Raw genomic sequence first — 17,047 nt, forward strand, 5'->3', positions numbered from 1 at the left:
ATCAAGCTCTCAGCTGCGGCAACGCATCTCCGGCCATTGACAGAAGCGGCTCGTAATCGGCTTCGGAAAGCACCGAGATATCAATGAGACCCAGAGCCGCACGCATGGCGGCCAGCGACGGATCCTTGATGGCGGCACGCAGTGCATTACGCAGGAGCTCGACCCTCTCCTCCGGTGCATCGCCCGAGGTGATGAACGGCAGGCCGGGGCCCTTGGGTGTTTCGGCGATGATGCGAACCTGCCTCAGATCGTCGGGATCGAACCGGCCTATATTGGCATAGGTGATGCAATCGATGGCCGCGCTGTCTGCCCGGCCTTCAGCCACGGCGGCAATGCTGCCGCCGTGGCTGCCGGTTTCGATGATCCGACCAAAGAAGCGGCCGCCCCGGGCAAGCGGAGCGATTGCGGCGCGAAACAGATTGCTGCCGGAATTGCTGTCGAGACTGTTGATCGCGGCGGTGGTGCCGCGCAAATCCTCCAGCGACCGAAGCGGAGAATCCTTTCGGACGATGATGAAGCTGCGCATCAGCGCGCCGTCGCAGCCGGGATGTCCGTAGACAGGTGTCGCCACCAGGCGGACCCTGCCACGCAGGCGCCTGGCAAAAGGATAACCGCATGTCTGGGACAGGAGCAGATCCGGCCGTAGCCAGGCCTCGTCATAGCCGACCGTCCGGTCAAGCTTTTCCGGCACATCCTGAAGGCCGGCGTTCGAGAGGTAGTCTCGGAGGAACGACCACAGCTCGGCCGTCGCATGCGCGAGCGGCTCTGATGTGACATACATGGCGATGCTGACGAGCCCCGTTCCGGTGCTTTCCGCGGGAAGCGCAAGCATCGGCCCGCTCAGGCGATGCCGCCCAGGCACACATATTTGAGTTCGGTATATTCGTCCAAACCGTGGCTTGACCCCTCGCGGCCGAGACCCGACATCTTGACGCCGCCGAATGGCGCTTCCGCCGTCGAGACGAGACCGGTATTGACGCCGACCATCCCATATTCCAACGCTTCGGCGACGCGAAATACTCGCGACAGGTCGCGGGCGTAAAAATAGGAAGCAAGGCCGAACTCGGTATCGTTTGCCTGTTCGATGACATCCTCTTCGTCGCGGAAACGGAAAAGCGGGGCAAGCGGCCCGAAGGTTTCCTCGCGTGCGACCTGCATGCCGGCATCGACGTCACGCAGGATCGTCGGTTGGAAGAAGTGACCACCAAGCGCGTGGCGCTTGCCGCCCGAAACGATGCCGGCGCCCTTTGCAACGGCGTCCTGAATATGGCTTTCGACCTTGGCGACGGCGTTGTCGTCGATGAGCGGGCCAAGCACGACGTCACGTTCCAGACCGTTGCCGACCTTCAATGCCGAAACGGCCGCGGCGAGCTTTACGGCAAATGCCTCGTAGACGCCGTCCTGGACGTAAAGCCGGTTGGCGCAGACGCAGGTCTGGCCGTTGTTGCGGAACTTGGCGATGATTGCGCCTTCGACCGCAGCGTCGAGATCGGCGTCGTCGAAGACGATGAAGGGCGCATTGCCGCCGAGCTCGAGACCGAGTTTCTTGATCGTCGGCGCGCATTGCCGGTAAAGCAGTTCGCCCGTCCGGGTGGAACCGGTGAATGTCAGGACCCGGACGTCGCGGCTTGCGGTCATCGCCCCGCCGATTGCGGCGGCGTCACCCGTGACGATATTGAGAAGCCCCGCCGGCAAGCCGGCGCGCTCTGCGAGAACGGCAATCGCGATTGCGGAGAACGGCGTCTGCAGCGCCGGCTTGAGAACGACGGCGCAGCCGGCGGCAAGGGCGGGGCCGATCTTGCGGGTGATCATCGCGTTCGGGAAATTCCAGGGCGTGATCGCCGCGACCACGCCGGCCGGCTGACGCAGGACGAGGAGGCGTTTGTCGGGCTGGTGTCCCGGTATGGTCTCACCGTTGATGCGTCTTGCCTCTTCGGCAAACCATTCGATGAAACTCGCGCCATAGGTGATCTCCCCCTTGGCCTCAGCGAGCGGCTTTCCCTGCTCCAGCGTCAGGATCATCGCCAGATCATCGCGGTTTTCGATCATCAGGCGGTGCCATGCTTTGAGAACGGCGGCGCGTTCGCCGGCGGTCTTCTTGGCCCAAAGCTTCTGGGCGACGACGGCTGCCCGGATAGCGTCTTCCGTTTCCGCCGCACCCAAGTCAGGGACCGCGCCCAGCACCTCACCTGTCGCCGGATTGCGGACCATGGCCGCCCGGCGCCCCTCCGCTTCGATCCAGCGATCGGCGATGGGGCAGGCCTGACGGAACAGCGAGGGATCATTGAGCTTCATGGGACAACTTTCAGCAGAATACGTGAGCGGCGCCGGGATCGAAATCCAGATGGACTATATCTCCACGATTGAGCCCGGCAATAGCCTCATGACCGAACGGCAAGCGAACCGAAAGCGCCTCGCCTGTCGTCGTCTCTGTGGAGACGTGGATATTGTTGCCAAGGAAGGTAATGTCGCTGACAGTTGCGGCAAGGCCTGCGCCGGCGGCTCTTGCGCGCGACAGCCGAATGCGCTCCGGTCTCAGCATCAGCGCCGCCCTTGCGCCGGAGGTGCCTTTGCCATGCACCGGGATTTGATTGAAGATGGTTCCGCCTCCGAGCGCAATGGTGGCCTGTCCATCGGAGGAGGATACCAGGTCGCATGAAATGAAGTCGCTATCGCCGATGAATTCGGCGACGAAGCGGGTCTTGGGATTGGCGTAAAGTTCGGGGCCAGTCCCGATCTGGTCGATGACGCCCTTCGAAAAGACAGCGATGCGATCGGAGAGCCGCAGCGCTTCCTCCTGGTCGTGCGTGACATAAAGGATCGTCACTTCCGTCTGCTGGTGGATGCGGCGGATCTCGTGCTGGATCTCCTCGCGCAGCTTCTTGTCGAGCGCCGACAGCGGCTCGTCCATCAGCAGCACCGGCGGATCATAGGCAAGCGCCCTGGCAAGGGCGACACGCTGCTGCTGGCCGCCGGACATCTGCGCGGGCTTGCGATCCTCGAAGCCTTCGAGTCGGACGAGGCGCAGCATTTCCTTCACCTTCAAGTCGATCTCGGCCTTCGAGTTGCGCCGGACTTTCAGCGGAAAGGCGATGTTCTCGCCCACTGTCAAATGTGGAAACAGCGTGTAGCGCTGGAACACCATGCCGATATTGCGCTTGTGCGACGGTGTGGCGAGCAAGGTCTTGCCCTCGAGCGTAATGTCGCCCTTGGTCGGGTTTTCGAAGCCTGCCAGGATGTAGAGCGTCGTGCTCTTGCCGGAGCCGGACGGTCCGAGAAAGGTCAGGAACTCCCCGCGCCGGACGTCGAGATTGACGTCGTGGACGGCGACGACAGGGCCGTATTCCTTGCGTATGCCGCGGATCTGAAGGAATGGTTCGTTCATTGTTTCAGTACCTTACGCACGACGGCAACCAGCGCCATCAAGATGATCGTCAACAGGATGAGAAGGGTCGAGGCTGCTGCGACGACGGGTGTCAGATCCTGTCGCAGCGTCGCCCAGACCTTCACGGGCAGTGTCTGCAGAGTCGGACTGGACATGAAGATCGCCACCACCACCTCATCCCAGGATGTCAGGAACGAGAAGACGGCGGCCGAAAACAGCCCATGGCTGATCGCGGGAAGCGTGACCCTGATCTTTGCTTCGAGCGGCGCGGCACCGCAGAGCACCGCCGCATCCTCGATCGATTTGTCAAAACCCTCCAGCGCACTCGATATGGACAGGATCGAGAAGGGCAGCGCGAGCACGAGGTGCGAAATGACAAAGCCCGTCAAGGTGCCGCCAAGGCCGATCCTCAAGAAGAAGGCGTAGAGAGCAACCGCGAGAACCACGACCGGAAGGATCATCGGCGTAAGGAACAGCGCCTTCAGCGCATCGCGGAACAGGAACGAACCGCGCACCAGTCCGAAGGACGTTACAAGCCCGAGCAGCACCGACAAAACCGTCACAATGACCGCGATCTTGAAGCTCGTCAAAGCCGATTCCAGCCACCGCGGGTCGGCGAACAGCTCGCTATACCACTGAAATGTCCAGCCCGGCGGCGGAAAGATCAACCATTGCGACGAGCCGAAGGACAGCGCCGCGATAAAGACGATCGGCAGCAGCAGGAAAGCCGCGGTCAGAAGCGTGATCGTCAGGAGGAGATATTTCCACCAGCCAAGACGGTCGAAATTGAGCAACATATCAACGCCCTCCCGGGTTCTGGCTGCCGAAGAACCGCAGCTGCACGGCATAGAGCGACAGTGTCACCACGAGCAGCACCAGCGCCGCCGCACCGCCCATTCCCCAGTTGACCAGCGACTGCACGAACTGCGCGATCAGCTCCGCGAGCATCATGTTGGCGGTACCGCCGAGAAGCGAAGGCGTAACGAAATAGCCGAGCGACATCACGAAGACCATGAGGGCGCCGGCCGCCATGCCGGGCATCGCCAAGGGCAGCAGAACGCGGGTCAGGCACTGCCAGCGGTTGGCGCCGCAAAGGGCTGCCGCCTGCAGGATCGACGGGTCGATTTTCTTGATCACACCGTAGAGCGGAAGGATGATGAAAGGCAGCATGATATAGGTCATGCCGATCGTCACGCCTGTGAGATTGTTGACGAGTGCGAGCGGCTGGTCGACCAGGCCCATTCCCATCAGCATCTTGTTGATCAGGCCGGTCCGCTGCAACAGCACCATCCAGGCATAGGTGCGAGCCAGCAGATTGGTCCACATCGACAAGAGCAGGATCGCAAAGATCACCGACGTCAGGCGACCGGGCATGATCGCCAGCGCCCAGGCGACGGGAAAACCGATCAAAAGCGAAATGACCGTGACGAAACCGGAGACGATGAACGTATTTGCGAAAATCTTGAGATAGGTCGCCGACCCGATCAGTTGCGCATAATTGCCCAGACCCGGGACGGGTTCCATTACGCTTCGCAGCAGCAGGACCACCACCGGAACCACGAAAAAGATTCCCACGAAGGCCAGAGCCGGAACGACCCCGCCAAAACCTGTTGCCCTGCGCTCCTTCGGCAGAGGCATAATCGCGCCAGAGGCATCGCTATATGTCGACATGACAGTCCTTCCCACCCGTCAGTTTCCGCTGGCGGCGAGGTCCGATGACCGGCGCCGACGCTGCGGGAGGCACGGCGAACAATCGCCGTGCCCGTTGCTATGCCATTCCAGCTTATTTCGCCTGCCAGGCGTACCACTTCTCGCCGATGGCATCGCGATTATCGGCCCAGTAATTCATATCGGCATTGACCTGGCTTGCGGTCTGTTGGTCCGGCAGGGTCTTGGCGGTTTCAGGATCCATCAGCTTGGCCGACTCGACATTGATCGGCGCATATCCCGTGGCCTTTGCCAAGGCGGCCTGCGGTTCGGCGGAGGTCGCCAGCGCGATGAATTTCATCGCAGCCTCGGCATTCGGCGCGCCCTTCGGCACGACGAGCGCATCCGCAGCGGTGATGTTCTGCTCCCAGGAGGTCTCCACCTTGATGCCGGTCGCCGCAAGCGCCGTCATGCGGCCGTTCCAGACACTGCCGAAGGGCGCCTCTGCGGAGGCCAGGAGTTGCTGCGACTGGGCGCCGCCCGACCACCAGATGATATCGGACTTGATCGTATCGAGCTTCTTGAAGGCACGGTCGAGATCGAGCGGATAAAGCTTGTCCGCAGGCACGCCGTCGGCAAGCAGCGCGGCTTCGATCACACCCGGCGCCGACCACTTGTAGAAGGTGCGCTTGCCCGGGAATTTCGCCGTGTCGAACAGGTCGGCCCATGTCTTCGGGCAGGCTTTGACCGCATCGGCATTGCAGCCTATGACGAAGGAATAATAGAAGCTGCCGACCGAATAATCGGTGACGAAACGCGGATCGAGCTTGGATTTGTCGATAACGGAGAAGTCGAGCTTCTCGAGCTGGCCGTTCTTGCCGGCCTGGGCGGCATAATCGCCTTCGACATCGACGACATCCCAGTTAACTTCGCCGGCCTCGACCATCGCCTTGAGTTTACCGTAATCCGTCGGCCCGTCCTGCACGACGGTGATGCCGGTTTTTTCGGTGAAGGGGCTTGCCCAAGCGGCCTTCTGTGCGTCCTGGGTCGTTCCCCCCCAGCTCGAGAAAACCAGGCTGTCGGCCTTGGCCGGGGCGGAGACCGCCACGAATGCGGCAACCGCCGCAAAAGCAAATGTTGTTTTCATGTTCCCTTATCCCTGTTCTGGTTTGTCCTACGGGTATGCCTTATGCCGTCAGTGCGCCTCGCCCCTGGGAGAAAAGCTTGCTGGCTTCATAATCTTGTTTTCCGCCACCTCGATGAGATCGCGGATCTTGGGCAGGAAGGCCTGCCAGCGGGGATCGGCCAGAAGCCGTTGGCGTCTCGCCTCCCGGTCGTCCAGGCTTGTAAACGCCCAGATGTGAACGATTTCGTTGATCGTCCCGATCTCCGAAAAGAAATAGCCGACGAGCCGGCCGAGATGGCTCTTCTGGATTTCGATCCCCTCTTCCTCGACGACCTTGAGATATTGCGGGATCGCGCCGTTCTTCAGCCGATAGGTGCGGATCTCGTAAAACATCGGCGTCACCTCATCACGAAAGGATCGGGGATCGGATCGTCGGACGTCCTCAGCCAGATCGTCTTGGTGCGGGTATAATCGAGGGCTGCGGCCATGCCGCCTTCCCGGCCGTGGCCCGACAGGCCGAAGCCCCCGAAGGGCGCAATCGGCGATACGGCGCGGTAGGTATTGACCCAGACGATGCCGGCGCGGATGTCCTTCATCAGCCGGTGCGCCCGGGTGAGGTTCTGGGTGAAGAGGCCGGAGGCCAGGCCGTAGCGGGTGTCGTTGGCAAGCCGCAGCGCCTCTGCCTCGGTCTCGAACGAGACGACGGAGAGGACCGGGCCGAAAAATTCCTCGATCAGCGAGGGCGAAGCGACATCATCGCAATCGAGAATCGTCGGGGCGAAGTAAAAGCCTTCACCATCGATCTTGCGTCCGCCGGTGACAAGACGGGCGCCGCTTTCGACCGACTTGGTAACGAGTGCACCGATATTGTCCTGCTGGCGCCGGGTGGCAAGCGGGCCGACCTCCGTCGTCATGTCGAGCGGCGGCCCGATCCGGATCGCCTCAGCCTTCTCCCGCAGCAGCGCGACGAATCTGTCCTTGATGTTGCGTTCGACGATGAGGCGCGATCCGGCAACGCAGCTCTGGCCTGTCGCCGCGAAGATGCCTGCGACCTGGGCATTGGCGGCACTTTCGAGATCGGCGTCGGCGAAGACGATGAAGGGCGATTTGCCGCCGAGTTCAAGCGAGGTGGAGGCGAGGTTTTCGGCCGAGTTGCGAACGACGTGCCGGGCGGTCTCGGGACCGCCGGTAAAGGCGACGTGGGCGACCTTCGGGTGACGGCCGAGTGCCGCACCGCAGGAGGCGCCGAAACCGGTGATGATGTTGACGACGCCGGCGGGAAAGCCTGCTTCGTGCACGAGGCGGGCAAATTCGAGAAGCGGCGCCGGCCCGTCTTCCGACGCCTTCACAACCATCGTGCAGCCGGCAGCGAGCGCCGGTCCGATCTTGACAGCCGACAGGAAGAGCTGGCTGTTCCACGGCACGACCATGGCAACGACGCCGATCGGCTCGCGGCGAAGCCAGACATCCATGTCGGGCTTGTCGATCGGCAGGTAGGAACCCTCGATCTTGTCTGATACGCCGGCGTAGTAGCGATAATATTCGGCGACATAGGCGATCTGCGCGGATGTTTCGCGGATGATCTTGCCGGTGTCGCGTGTTTCCAGTTCCGCGAGGACCTGCGCATTGGCGGCAACGAGGTCGGCGAGCTTATAGAGCAGCTTGCCGCGCTGCGTGGCCGTCATCTTCGCCCAGGGGCCTTCGTAGAGCGCCCTCTCGGCAGCGTTCACCGCCCGATCGACATCGCCCTCGCGCGCTTCGGGCATTTCAGCCCAGACCGCACCGGTGGCCGGATCGATGCTCGGATAGCTCGCTTCGCCATCCGAGAATTCGCCGTCGATATAATGCTGGAAACGCCGCATGGCCCTACTCCTGAAATGCCGGCATGACCTCGGCGATGAAGCGTTCGAGCGACGCCTTCTTGCGCTCGAAACTCATGCCGGTGTCGATCCAGAAGGAATATTCGTCGTAGCCGAGGGCTTCATAGGCCTTGAGTCTGCTGATGACGGTCTCGGCGTCGCCAACGACATTGTTGATGCGCATGACCTGATCCGACAGCATGGCGTTCGCTCGGATCTGCTCGTCCGGGATCCGTTCGATCAGGCCTTGGGTCACCGGCTTCTCATTCTTGAACCAGGCGAAGAAGTAGTTGTAGTAGACGCTCAGTTCATGGGCCGCCTCGGCGACGTCTTCTTCCGAAGAGCCGACATAGGTGTGGCGCAGCAGCATGATCTTCGGCCGCTCGACATGGGGATTCTTGGCGCAGGCATCGTTGAAGCGGTCCATCAGCGACTGAACCTCGTCGTCACCCTGCCAGAGCGGCGTGACCTGAACGTTGCAGCCGTTGGCGACGGCGAATTCGTGCGAATTCGGATCGCGCGCCGCCACCCAGATCGGCGGGTTCGGCTGCTGCAGCGGCTTCGGCGCCGACGTGGTCGCGGGGAACTTGAAGAACTCCCCGTCATGGGCGTAGTCACCGGCCCATATGCCCTTGACCGCCGGGATGAGCTCGCGCATGCGCTGGCCGGCACCCCAGGCGTCGAGACCCGGCAGCAACCGCTCGTATTCGAAGGAATAGGCGCCGCGCGCAATGCCGATATCGAGCCTGCCGTCGCAGATGATGTCGGTCATGGCTGCCTCGCCGGCAAGCTTGATCGGATGCCAGAAGGGGGCGATTACCGTCCCCGTCCCGAGCCTTGCTCGCGACGTGCGGCGTGCAAGATCGGCAATGGTCACGAAGGGGTTGGGCGCGATGGTGAAATCCATGCCATGGTGCTCACCCGTCCAGATCGCATGCATGCCGCCCTTGTCGGCGATCTCACAGAGCGCGACGAATTCGTCGTAGAGGCTCTTATGGCTCTGGCTGGCGTCGAGCCGTTCCATATGGACGAAGAGGGAGAACTTCATGCTTTTGCGCCCTTGGCTGGAATGGGATGAACTTTGCCGCCGGTCTCGTCGCCGAAATAGACGCCGAAATTGCCGATCGAGCTTTCCATGGCAAAACGGTTGACGATATCGGCGGTCGAGCTGGTCTTGAACTTTACGGCAGCCAGTGCATCAGGCTTTACGAACCTGCCGCTCGCCGGCTCCCCATCGCCTGCGACAGCGTGGTAGACGATATGCTGCTTGCCATCGCTCTTGCCTTCGTAAACCGAATAGAGAAAGCCGATGCTGACCTTCAGCCCGGTGAGAGCCTCCAGATATTTTTCCAGCGCCTCGGTCGGGTTGCCGTCATGGGCATCGATGCTCGGGAGAGCGAGCACGTCGTCGCCGAGGAGCAAAACCTCGCCGCGGCGTTCGACGACGGCTGCAAGTTCGATATTGCCTTCGGCCGCGGCGGAAACCGCCTTGCTTGCGAGCGTCGGAGTGAAGTAGCCGCCACGGGCATAACCGAGACCGTTGCGGCCGCTATTGTCGAAGGATTCGATGCGTCCCATCAGAATGACGTGGTCGCCAGCCTCGATGACCTCTTCCATCGTGCATTCGAACCAAGCGGCGACGTTCGAGAAGATCGGGCAACCCGCCGATCCCTTGTCCCATTCGACCGCCGCAAACCTGTCTTCAACAGGACGCGCAAAAGTGTTCGACACCTCCTTCTGCGTTTCCGACAGCACATTGATCGCGAAATGCTGCGCGCCGGTCATGGTGGCAAAATTGCGCGAGGTCTTGGCGAGGCAGACGAGAAGCAAGGGCGGGTTGAGGGAGACTGAGGTGAATGAATTCGCCGTGAAGCCGATCGGATTCCCCTCCCCGTCGCAGGCGGTGACGACGGTCACGCCGGTCGGAAAAGCCCCGAATGCATCTCGCAATGCTCGTGGATCGACAGTCTGGATTGTCATCGTTCATCCTCCCCGAACGATAGCCACTCGGCGAGCAGCGAATTGACGATATCAGGCGCGGTCAGGTTCACCATGTGACGATGACCTTTGACGATGCGAGCCCAGCCCTTGGGTGCAAGCGCCGCCATCTGCGATGCCATCAGAGGCGTCGAGTTGGGATCATCCGATCCCGTCAGAAACAAGGCCGGACCGCGGACGTCTTTCCAGCGATCGGCATAGGTCTCGTCGCCTCCGGCGAAGGCGGCGTAAGCGACGGCATAGCCTTCCGGATCGACGAGGTTCAGCCACTCCCGTGTCAATTCGCGCGCAATGAGGCTGTCCGGGTCGTCGCCGAACCAGCGCGCCAGCGGGCCTTCCTTGTCGACGCCCGTCACCGGAATGGCGGCAGCCCGCGCAAGGACGGCCGCCTTCGCTTCCGGATCGCGCCTGTAGACGCCGTTGAGGTAAGCGACACGGCCGATTCGCTCGCCCAAGGTCGCCGCCGCCCCGCCGGAGATCAACGCCCCCATAGAATGTCCGGCGACACTCGCCGTGTCGATCGCCATCTCGTCGAGAAAACGCCCGAACCAGGCGACGAATTCCTCGAGGCGGCTGCCCGCCGGCAGCTTCGCGCTCTCGCCGTGTCCCGGCATGTCGACAGCGATGACGCGATGGCCAGCCGACAGAACGGCGATTTGCGGCGCCCAAGCCTCGAGCCGCATGCCGACGCCATGGATCAGAACTAGTGGTTCCCCGCTGCCGGCCTCGTGATAGGCTGTTCCGCTTGCCGTCCTCTTTCGAGGCAAGGCACCAGCGGCGCTCGTTGCTGCAGCGGTGCCTTTGGTCGATCCGGCTGTCAGCATCTGAGACGCGCTCCCTCAAACGCCCGCAGGATTGGCGACGTCCTGCCCCAGGTCTTTCAGATCCTGGTAGCGGTCGCCAATGCGGTGATGCGGACGTCCGCCCACCGAAGCGCCGAGAGCCACGACAATCTCGTCGGCGGCAGGCGCGTCGGGGATCGACGTCTGGATGGTCAAATAATGCGAGCGGCGGCCTTCGTCATTCTTGTCCATCAGCGGGATCATGATCGGCGCGTTGGCAGGGCCGCGGGTATTGCAGAAGGCGAGATAGGACTTGGCGCCGACGGCCTGGCGATAGAAATTGCCGAAACGCAGCGTGTGGATGAGCGCGGACGCATGTTCGATTTCGCCATCCAGGCCGACGAGGGCCGACTTTCCATAGGCTTCGACAGCCTCACCCGATCCGACGGCATCGATGATCATCTTGGTCAGCAATTCGCCAAGCACCGGAGCGCCCGCATGAATTTCGGGTTTGAGATCTTCGACGAAGCCCTGCCCTGCCCAGGGGTTCTTCACGACAGCGTAGGCCGAAAACAGCTTCAGCGGCACGGCCGCGGCCTTGCCGCCTTCGATCAGCGTCGTTTCGATCTGCAGTCCCGTCTTGCGAATTTGAATGGCCATCGAATACCTCAATCTCGTTTAGTTTGTATTATGGTATACCATAGTATCGGACTGTCAAGTTCGCTGTGCGCGCGGCCTCGACAGAGACAAGCGCCTTTCAGGATATTCGCAAAAAACAATAGATTACCGCTTCGCCAGCCTTATCCCCATAGGCCACCAAGGCATTTACTTGGCTGACAACTTCGGGGCGCACTAACGTCGCTTAGTCCCAATGATCTCTTCGTTCCTGTCAATTGTTGTCAGCTGACACAGCCCCTGCGCATGGCGGCCCACGGCTTTGAAGGAGGCTGAAAGCCGGAAGGATCCAAGCTCATGCCAACGCCATATTATTTATTATGGCATACCATCACATCAGGCAAACTGGGTGTCAAGCGGGAGTGTGGGCCCTCCGGCATCTTGACCACGTATGCTGATAGAAATCGATGATGCGAATGCTTCGCCCGCTTCCAATGGAAGCTGCGGCGGTTGCAGGGTTTACTCGGCTGCCTTTTTGGCCGACAGCACCGCTTCAGCAATCGCGCTCGCGGCAGCGACATGATCCATCGCCGCCCGGTAAGCCCCCTCGCCGTCGCCGCGACGGATGGCGTCGACGATCTTCGCCATCTGCGCCGGCCCTTCAATGCCGCGCCTCTCCGTTTTAATCGTCATCGAGCGCAAGTGGTTTATGCGCACGGTGAGGAGATTGACGACACCCCAGGCAACGTGCCTGTCAACCATCGTGAACAGCGTCTGATAGAAGGAAGAGGTGTTGGTCAGCACTCCCGCCATATCGTTGTCGCGATAGCTGTTGCGTATTTCGTTCAGAGATTCTTCCAGCGCCGCGACGATCTGGGGGCTGCTGTGCTCCGCGCAGAGCCGCGCCGCCATGCCCTCGAGAGCACCGCGGATCTCATAGATCTGCTTGGCTTCCTCGATGCCGAGTTGGGCGACTATCGGTCCCTTGTTCGGCAGATTGGCGACGAGCCCTTCCGATTCCAGGTGTCTCAGAACCTCGCGCACGACAGTCCGGCTGACGCCGAGTTGGGCGCAGAGGTCACGTTCGACAAGCCGATCTCCTGGACGAAAATAGCCGTTCACGATGGCTTCCCGGACCTTGTCGAGCGCCAATTCCCGCAATGTCTTTGCAGGACGCTCGACCCTGATTGTTGCGTCCTTCAGAGCGCCGCTCATTCTGCACCTCAGTGTTGACCGGCTTCACACGCTGCGGCAGCCGAATTCGAAATCGTATTATGGCGTACCACGCACTGTAGCTGTCGGCGGCTGTCAATTCAACAAGCACCGAACCGACCACTGGGGATAGCCGGTCTATGACTCGGCCGCCGGCCGCTGCGCGACGATCTCTTCGACCACGGCCTTGGCCTGCACCCGGATGTCGGGGACGGCCGTAATTTCCCAGAATTGTCCCGCCGTCAAGGCTCCCACCGCAAACAGCCGGACAGGCGAGATCCGGGATGGCCCTATGACCTCGGAAGCGGCATCCACCTGAATGCCGAGGCCGAGAGGATCGGCGGCGATCAGCTGAGACCGGCTCATTTCCTTCAAAAACGGTGAATGGCTGATCCCGGCGCGCTCCATTCCCGTGCAGTTGATCACCCAATCCGCCTTGATTGCGGCGAGATCGCGTGTCGCTCTGACCCTGTATCCGGCAACGAGCCTGCCCTTCTCGGCCTCGAGCGATTTCAGGAAACCGGCGTGGAATCGAACGGTTCCCTCCGAGACAAGTTGGTCGAACCTGTCGAACACGTCAGGCGCGACGCGGTGACGGTGGATGTTCCACCAGGGAAGCGCATGCCTGAGGAAACGGGCCCGTTCCTTGCTGGAAAGCCGTTGCCAGAGAGCCTGCGTTTGAGGCCTCAGGCCATCCATCACGCTCCGCCAGTCGTCGACCGACCTGCCCTTTTCCCGCAAGCACTTCAATATGCCGCTGATCGTACCGGGAAGCGCCTCAACATCGATCTTCAGAGGCGCGGGCAGTTTCCTCGCATGCCCGAGCGGCGCAAGCCCGCGGCGCGAAAGCACGTCGATCCTGCCTCTATGGCCGTGAGCGCGCAGAGCCAGAACCTGATCGATCATCGTCAGGCCGGAACCGAGGATGCAGACCGTATCGGACGATGCGACACGTCTCAGCCAGGAGAGCCGCCACGGGTTCTCGATTATCCGCGATCGCGCCGACAGTGGCACGCCAGCCGGATCGATGGGCAGGTTGGCGTTGCCGACGCCAAGGCAGAGCACCACGTTCCTGCCGGCAATCTCGTCGCCAGTGCCGAGATGGAAGGCCAGAGTGCTGTTGCAACGTTCCACGCATCCCGCTGCCTTGGCCCGGATGAAATCAACCCGACAGCGGCCGTCCCGCTTCCGAAGCAGCTGCGCGAGCGTATCCCTGACATACAGGCCGTAATCGCTGCGCGAAGCGAAATCGCCGGCCTGCAGCCTCCGTCCGCGATTTTTCAACCAGTCGACAAAGTCGTCGGGCTGATGCGGCATCAGGCTCATCCGGCCCGCGGGCACGTTGAGACGATGAAGATAGAGTTCCGTCCGGTACGCCGTCCCGCGGCCGAAGCCGGGATCGTCGCCAACGACGGCAACCGTCGCCGAAGCTGGAAGCTGCTCGATGAGATTACAGGTTACGGCTATCGCCGAAAACCCAGAACCGACCACGATAACATCGTATATCAACGCATTCTCCCTGAGGGTCTGCACCTTGGCTCCTGCCGCTCACCCGTTCCGGGGACCGCGCAAGCAGCAGAATCACGAAAACAAATGTCTCCATAGTCTATAAATATAGTTTGTTATTCCTCCCGCTAGCCCGTTCTCAACCATTACCCTTTTGAGGGTGAGATCAAGGGCCGGATGTGGCCCTGAACAAAGGGGCTCAAGATGAATTTCAGAAATTTCATTGCCGCGATCGCCGTCGGCGTCGGAACTCTTGCAACGGCTGTCGTCGCTGAAGCGGCCGACAAGAAGGTCGTCGTCGGCTATCAAACTGATGCGCTACCGTCATCGGTCGCGATCGCCAATGGTGAATTTGCCAAGACGACGGGATACGATATCGACTTCCGCAGGTTCAATTCGGGCGCTGAGATCTTTGCCGCCGTTGCCTCGGGCGATGTCCAGGTCGGCTATGTCGGCTCCAGCCCGTTCGCGGCCGCGGTATCACGCGGGCTCGAGGTCAAAGCCTTCTACTTGGCGTCCATCTCGGGGATCGACGAGGCTCTTGTCGTCCGTAACGGCTCCGGCATCGAAAGCCTGAACGATCTGAAGGGCAAGAAGCTTGCCGCCGCGCCCGTGTCGACGGATCACTATCAGCTGCTGGCGCTGATCAAATCGCTGGGCCTGACCGAAAAAGACGTCCAGGTCTTCGCCATCCCCCAGCCGGAAATCGTTGCCAGCTATAATCGCGGCGATATCGACGGCGGCTTCGTCTGGGATCCGGCGCTGACAGAGTTGAAAAAGAACGGCAAGGTCCTTGTGACCTCCAAGGACGTGGCGGACAAGGGTGCACCGACCTTTTCCGCCTGGGTTGCGACCTCGAAGTTCGCCGCCGACAATCCGGATTTCCTCAAGAGCTTCGCTTCGGTCGTCACCAAATACTACGCATCCTTCGCGGCGGACAAAGCCGCCTGGGGTCCCGACAGCGACAATGCCAAGTCACTCGCCAAGCTTCTCGGCGGAACGCCCGAGCAGCAGGCCTCGGCCCTGAAGAACCTGACGCTTCTTACGCCCGAAGTCCAGGCATCGGACGCCTGGCTCGGCGGCGGAGAAAAGGCGGGGGCCGGCAAGATCCTCAAGGACACGGCATCCTTCCTGAAGGAGCAGGGCAAGGTGTCCGGCGTGCTGGACAATTACGGCAGCTTCGTCACCGTCGACGCGCTCGCCGGCGCCACAAACTGATCCTCCCCGGCGCCGGCGCGGCTTGCCGCGCCGGCGCCTAACGCGCGAGTTCCCCTATGCTCAAAGTCGATCACGCCAGCGTTTTCTTCTCCGCCCGCGACGGGCGGACCGTTCACGCGCTCGATCGCGTGTCTTTCGATATTCCCGAACGCGGTTTTGTCGTCGCACTCGGAGCCTCGGGCTGCGGTAAGTCGACCCTTCTTAACGCGATTGCCGGCTTTCTTCCGCTTTCGGATGGCCGGATCACGCTCGATGGCCGCAGCGTTGAACGTCCGGGCGCCGACCGCGGCGTCGTCTTCCAGAAGGACTCGCTGCTGCCTTGGAAGTCAGTCGTCGACAATGTCGCGCTCGGGCTAAAATTCGCCGGCGTAGGCCGGAAGGAGCGGCAAGCGCAGGCGCTGGAGCTGCTCCGGCTCGTCGGTCTCCACGAGTTCGCCAGCGCCTTTCCCTACGAATTGTCGGGCGGCATGCGTCAGCGCGTCGGCATCGCGCGGGCTCTGGCCACCAATCCCGACATCCTGCTGATGGACGAACCGTTCGGCGCGCTCGACAGCTTGACGCGCGAGCAGATGCAGGAATTGCTGGTTTCCGTCTGGAACAAGACGGCAAAGAAAGTTTTCTTCATCACCCATTCGATCGAAGAGGCTCTGTTCCTCGGCACGCAGGTGCTCGTCATGTCGCCTCGGCCGGGGCGCGTCGTCGCCCGCTTCGACCTCGACTTCGTCACACGCTTTGCCGAAACAGGAGATGCCCGCTCGATCAAGGCCTCGCCAGAATTTGCCGAGTTGCGCCAGCAGATACGCGCCATTCTCCACAGCAACGAAGATTTGAGGAGCGTCGCATGAGCGATATAACACAGGCTCCGCCGATTGCGGCTCACACCGAGGATCGCCAGGTCAAGCTGGTAAAAATGGCCGCCTTCGGCGCAGGCGAGAAATCGACGGTGGCCATCAGCGTCGCCACGGCCCTCGCCATATTGCTGCTGTGGTGGTTCGTCGCCGCGCTAGGCGTCGTTCCGCACCTGTTTCTGCCGCGCCCGGACGAGGTGCTGACGCAGATCGGCGTCATCTATCATGACGGTTATGCCGGGGCATCGCTCTTCGAGCATGTCTCTGCGAGCCTGTTTCGCATCGTGGTCGCCGCCCTCATCGCAATCTCCGCCGGCATTCCGCTCGGCTTGCTCATGGGGCTTAACCGCTGGGCAAAAGGCGTGCTCGACGCGCCGATCGAATTCTACTGGCCGCTTCCGCCCCTTTCCTACTTGCCGCTGATGATCATCTGGCTCGGCATCGGAGAGACGTCGAAGATCACGCTCCTGGTGCTTGCGATGTTCGCACCGATCTGCCTCTCGGCTCAGGCCGGCGTTCGGTCGTTGCCGATCGAGCGCGTCAATGCCGCCCGTTCGCTCGGAGCAAGCCGGCTGCAGCTCTTCCTGGACATTGTCCTGCCCTCGGCCCTGCCCGAGATCCTCACCGGCATCCGCATCGCGCTCGGTGTCGGCTGGAGCACGCTGGTTGCGGCCGAACTGATCGCCTCCACCCGCGGCATCGGCTTCATGATCATGTCGGCTTCGCAGTTCCTGGCAACTGACGTCGTGTTTGTCGGCATCGCCATCATCGCGATCTGCGCCTTCACATTTTCGGCCGCCATCCGCTTCCTCGAGGCCTTCCTCGTTCCGTGGAAAGGCAAGCTTTGAGCG

Annotated in this window: 17 protein-coding genes; 3 read left to right on the forward strand and 14 right to left on the reverse strand. The window is 61.7% G+C overall.

The genetic code is table 11. The features are described from left to right. Position 1 precedes the first annotated feature (1 nt). From HJC04_RS22835 to HJC04_RS22900, 14 genes are all read right to left on the reverse strand, one after another. On the reverse strand, positions 2-832 hold the full coding sequence (locus HJC04_RS22835; protein ID WP_221147209.1) for a phosphate/phosphite/phosphonate ABC transporter substrate-binding protein: 831 nt from the start codon (positions 830-832) through the stop codon (positions 2-4). An 8-nt stretch (positions 833-840) separates the two neighbouring features. Further along, positions 841-2,295, reverse strand: coding sequence for an NAD-dependent succinate-semialdehyde dehydrogenase (locus tag HJC04_RS22840; protein WP_221147210.1), 1,455 nt, complete (start codon positions 2,293-2,295; stop codon positions 841-843). 10 nt (positions 2,296-2,305) lie between these two features. Then, positions 2,306-3,385, reverse strand: a complete 1,080-nt coding sequence (locus HJC04_RS22845) for an ABC transporter ATP-binding protein (protein ID WP_210633233.1) — start codon at positions 3,383-3,385, stop codon at positions 2,306-2,308. Continuing rightward, positions 3,382-4,182, reverse strand: coding sequence for an ABC transporter permease (locus HJC04_RS22850; RefSeq protein WP_221147211.1), 801 nt, complete (start codon positions 4,180-4,182; stop codon positions 3,382-3,384). The genes HJC04_RS22845 and HJC04_RS22850 overlap by 4 nt, the downstream gene beginning before the upstream one ends. Position 4,183: 1 nt before the next feature. After that, positions 4,184-5,056: an ABC transporter permease gene (locus HJC04_RS22855; RefSeq protein ID WP_221147212.1), complete on the reverse strand. Its 873-nt coding sequence runs from the start codon at positions 5,054-5,056 to the stop codon at positions 4,184-4,186. Positions 5,057-5,168: 112 nt separating this feature from the next. After that, complete coding sequence (locus HJC04_RS22860; RefSeq protein WP_221147213.1) at positions 5,169-6,179, reverse strand: ABC transporter substrate-binding protein; 1,011 nt, start codon at positions 6,177-6,179, stop codon at positions 5,169-5,171. A 48-nt stretch (positions 6,180-6,227) separates the two neighbouring features. Next, positions 6,228-6,551: an NIPSNAP family protein gene (locus HJC04_RS22865; protein ID WP_210633229.1), complete on the reverse strand. Its 324-nt coding sequence runs from the start codon at positions 6,549-6,551 to the stop codon at positions 6,228-6,230. Positions 6,552-6,556: 5 nt separating this feature from the next. Next, positions 6,557-8,020, reverse strand: a complete 1,464-nt coding sequence (locus tag HJC04_RS22870) for an aldehyde dehydrogenase (RefSeq protein ID WP_221147214.1) — start codon at positions 8,018-8,020, stop codon at positions 6,557-6,559. A 4-nt stretch (positions 8,021-8,024) separates the two neighbouring features. Further along, a complete protein-coding gene (locus HJC04_RS22875; RefSeq protein ID WP_221147215.1) occupies positions 8,025-9,065 on the reverse strand; it encodes an LLM class flavin-dependent oxidoreductase in 1,041 nt (346 codons plus the stop codon). Beyond that, the gene (locus tag HJC04_RS22880) at positions 9,062-9,997 is read right to left on the reverse strand and encodes a flavin reductase family protein (protein WP_221147216.1); all 936 of its coding nucleotides are present in this window, start codon (positions 9,995-9,997) and stop codon (positions 9,062-9,064) included. The genes HJC04_RS22875 and HJC04_RS22880 overlap by 4 nt, the downstream gene beginning before the upstream one ends. Beyond that, positions 9,994-10,839 (reverse strand): alpha/beta fold hydrolase, encoded by an 846-nt coding sequence (locus tag HJC04_RS22885; protein ID WP_221147217.1) that lies wholly within the window; start codon positions 10,837-10,839, stop codon positions 9,994-9,996. Before HJC04_RS22885 ends, HJC04_RS22880 begins: the two co-directional genes overlap by 4 nt. A 15-nt stretch (positions 10,840-10,854) precedes the next feature. Next, positions 10,855-11,457: an amino acid synthesis family protein gene (locus HJC04_RS22890; protein WP_210633224.1), complete on the reverse strand. Its 603-nt coding sequence runs from the start codon at positions 11,455-11,457 to the stop codon at positions 10,855-10,857. A 474-nt stretch (positions 11,458-11,931) separates the two neighbouring features. Then, a complete protein-coding gene (locus HJC04_RS22895) occupies positions 11,932-12,627 on the reverse strand; it encodes a GntR family transcriptional regulator (RefSeq protein ID WP_221147218.1) in 696 nt (231 codons plus the stop codon). A 135-nt stretch (positions 12,628-12,762) separates the two neighbouring features. Beyond that, positions 12,763-14,133: an FAD/NAD(P)-binding protein gene (locus HJC04_RS22900; protein ID WP_221147219.1), complete on the reverse strand. Its 1,371-nt coding sequence runs from the start codon at positions 14,131-14,133 to the stop codon at positions 12,763-12,765. Between the two features lie 201 nt (positions 14,134-14,334). On the opposite strand from HJC04_RS22900, the gene tauA reads away from it, so the two are divergent. The 3 genes from tauA to HJC04_RS22915 are packed head-to-tail and all read left to right on the forward strand — an operon-like array spanning position 14,335 to position 17,044. Next, positions 14,335-15,348, forward strand: a complete 1,014-nt coding sequence (gene tauA, locus HJC04_RS22905) for a taurine ABC transporter substrate-binding protein (RefSeq protein ID WP_210633540.1) — start codon at positions 14,335-14,337, stop codon at positions 15,346-15,348. A gap of 56 nt (positions 15,349-15,404) precedes the next feature. Next, positions 15,405-16,193, forward strand: coding sequence for a taurine ABC transporter ATP-binding protein (locus HJC04_RS22910; RefSeq protein ID WP_210633539.1), 789 nt, complete (start codon positions 15,405-15,407; stop codon positions 16,191-16,193). After that, positions 16,190-17,044, forward strand: a complete 855-nt coding sequence (locus HJC04_RS22915) for an ABC transporter permease subunit (RefSeq protein WP_221147220.1) — start codon at positions 16,190-16,192, stop codon at positions 17,042-17,044. The genes HJC04_RS22910 and HJC04_RS22915 overlap by 4 nt, the downstream gene beginning before the upstream one ends. Positions 17,045-17,047 lie beyond the last annotated feature (3 nt).

The organism is Rhizobium sp. NLR8a (assembly GCF_019685235.1).
GTDB lineage: Bacteria > Pseudomonadota > Alphaproteobacteria > Rhizobiales > Rhizobiaceae > Rhizobium.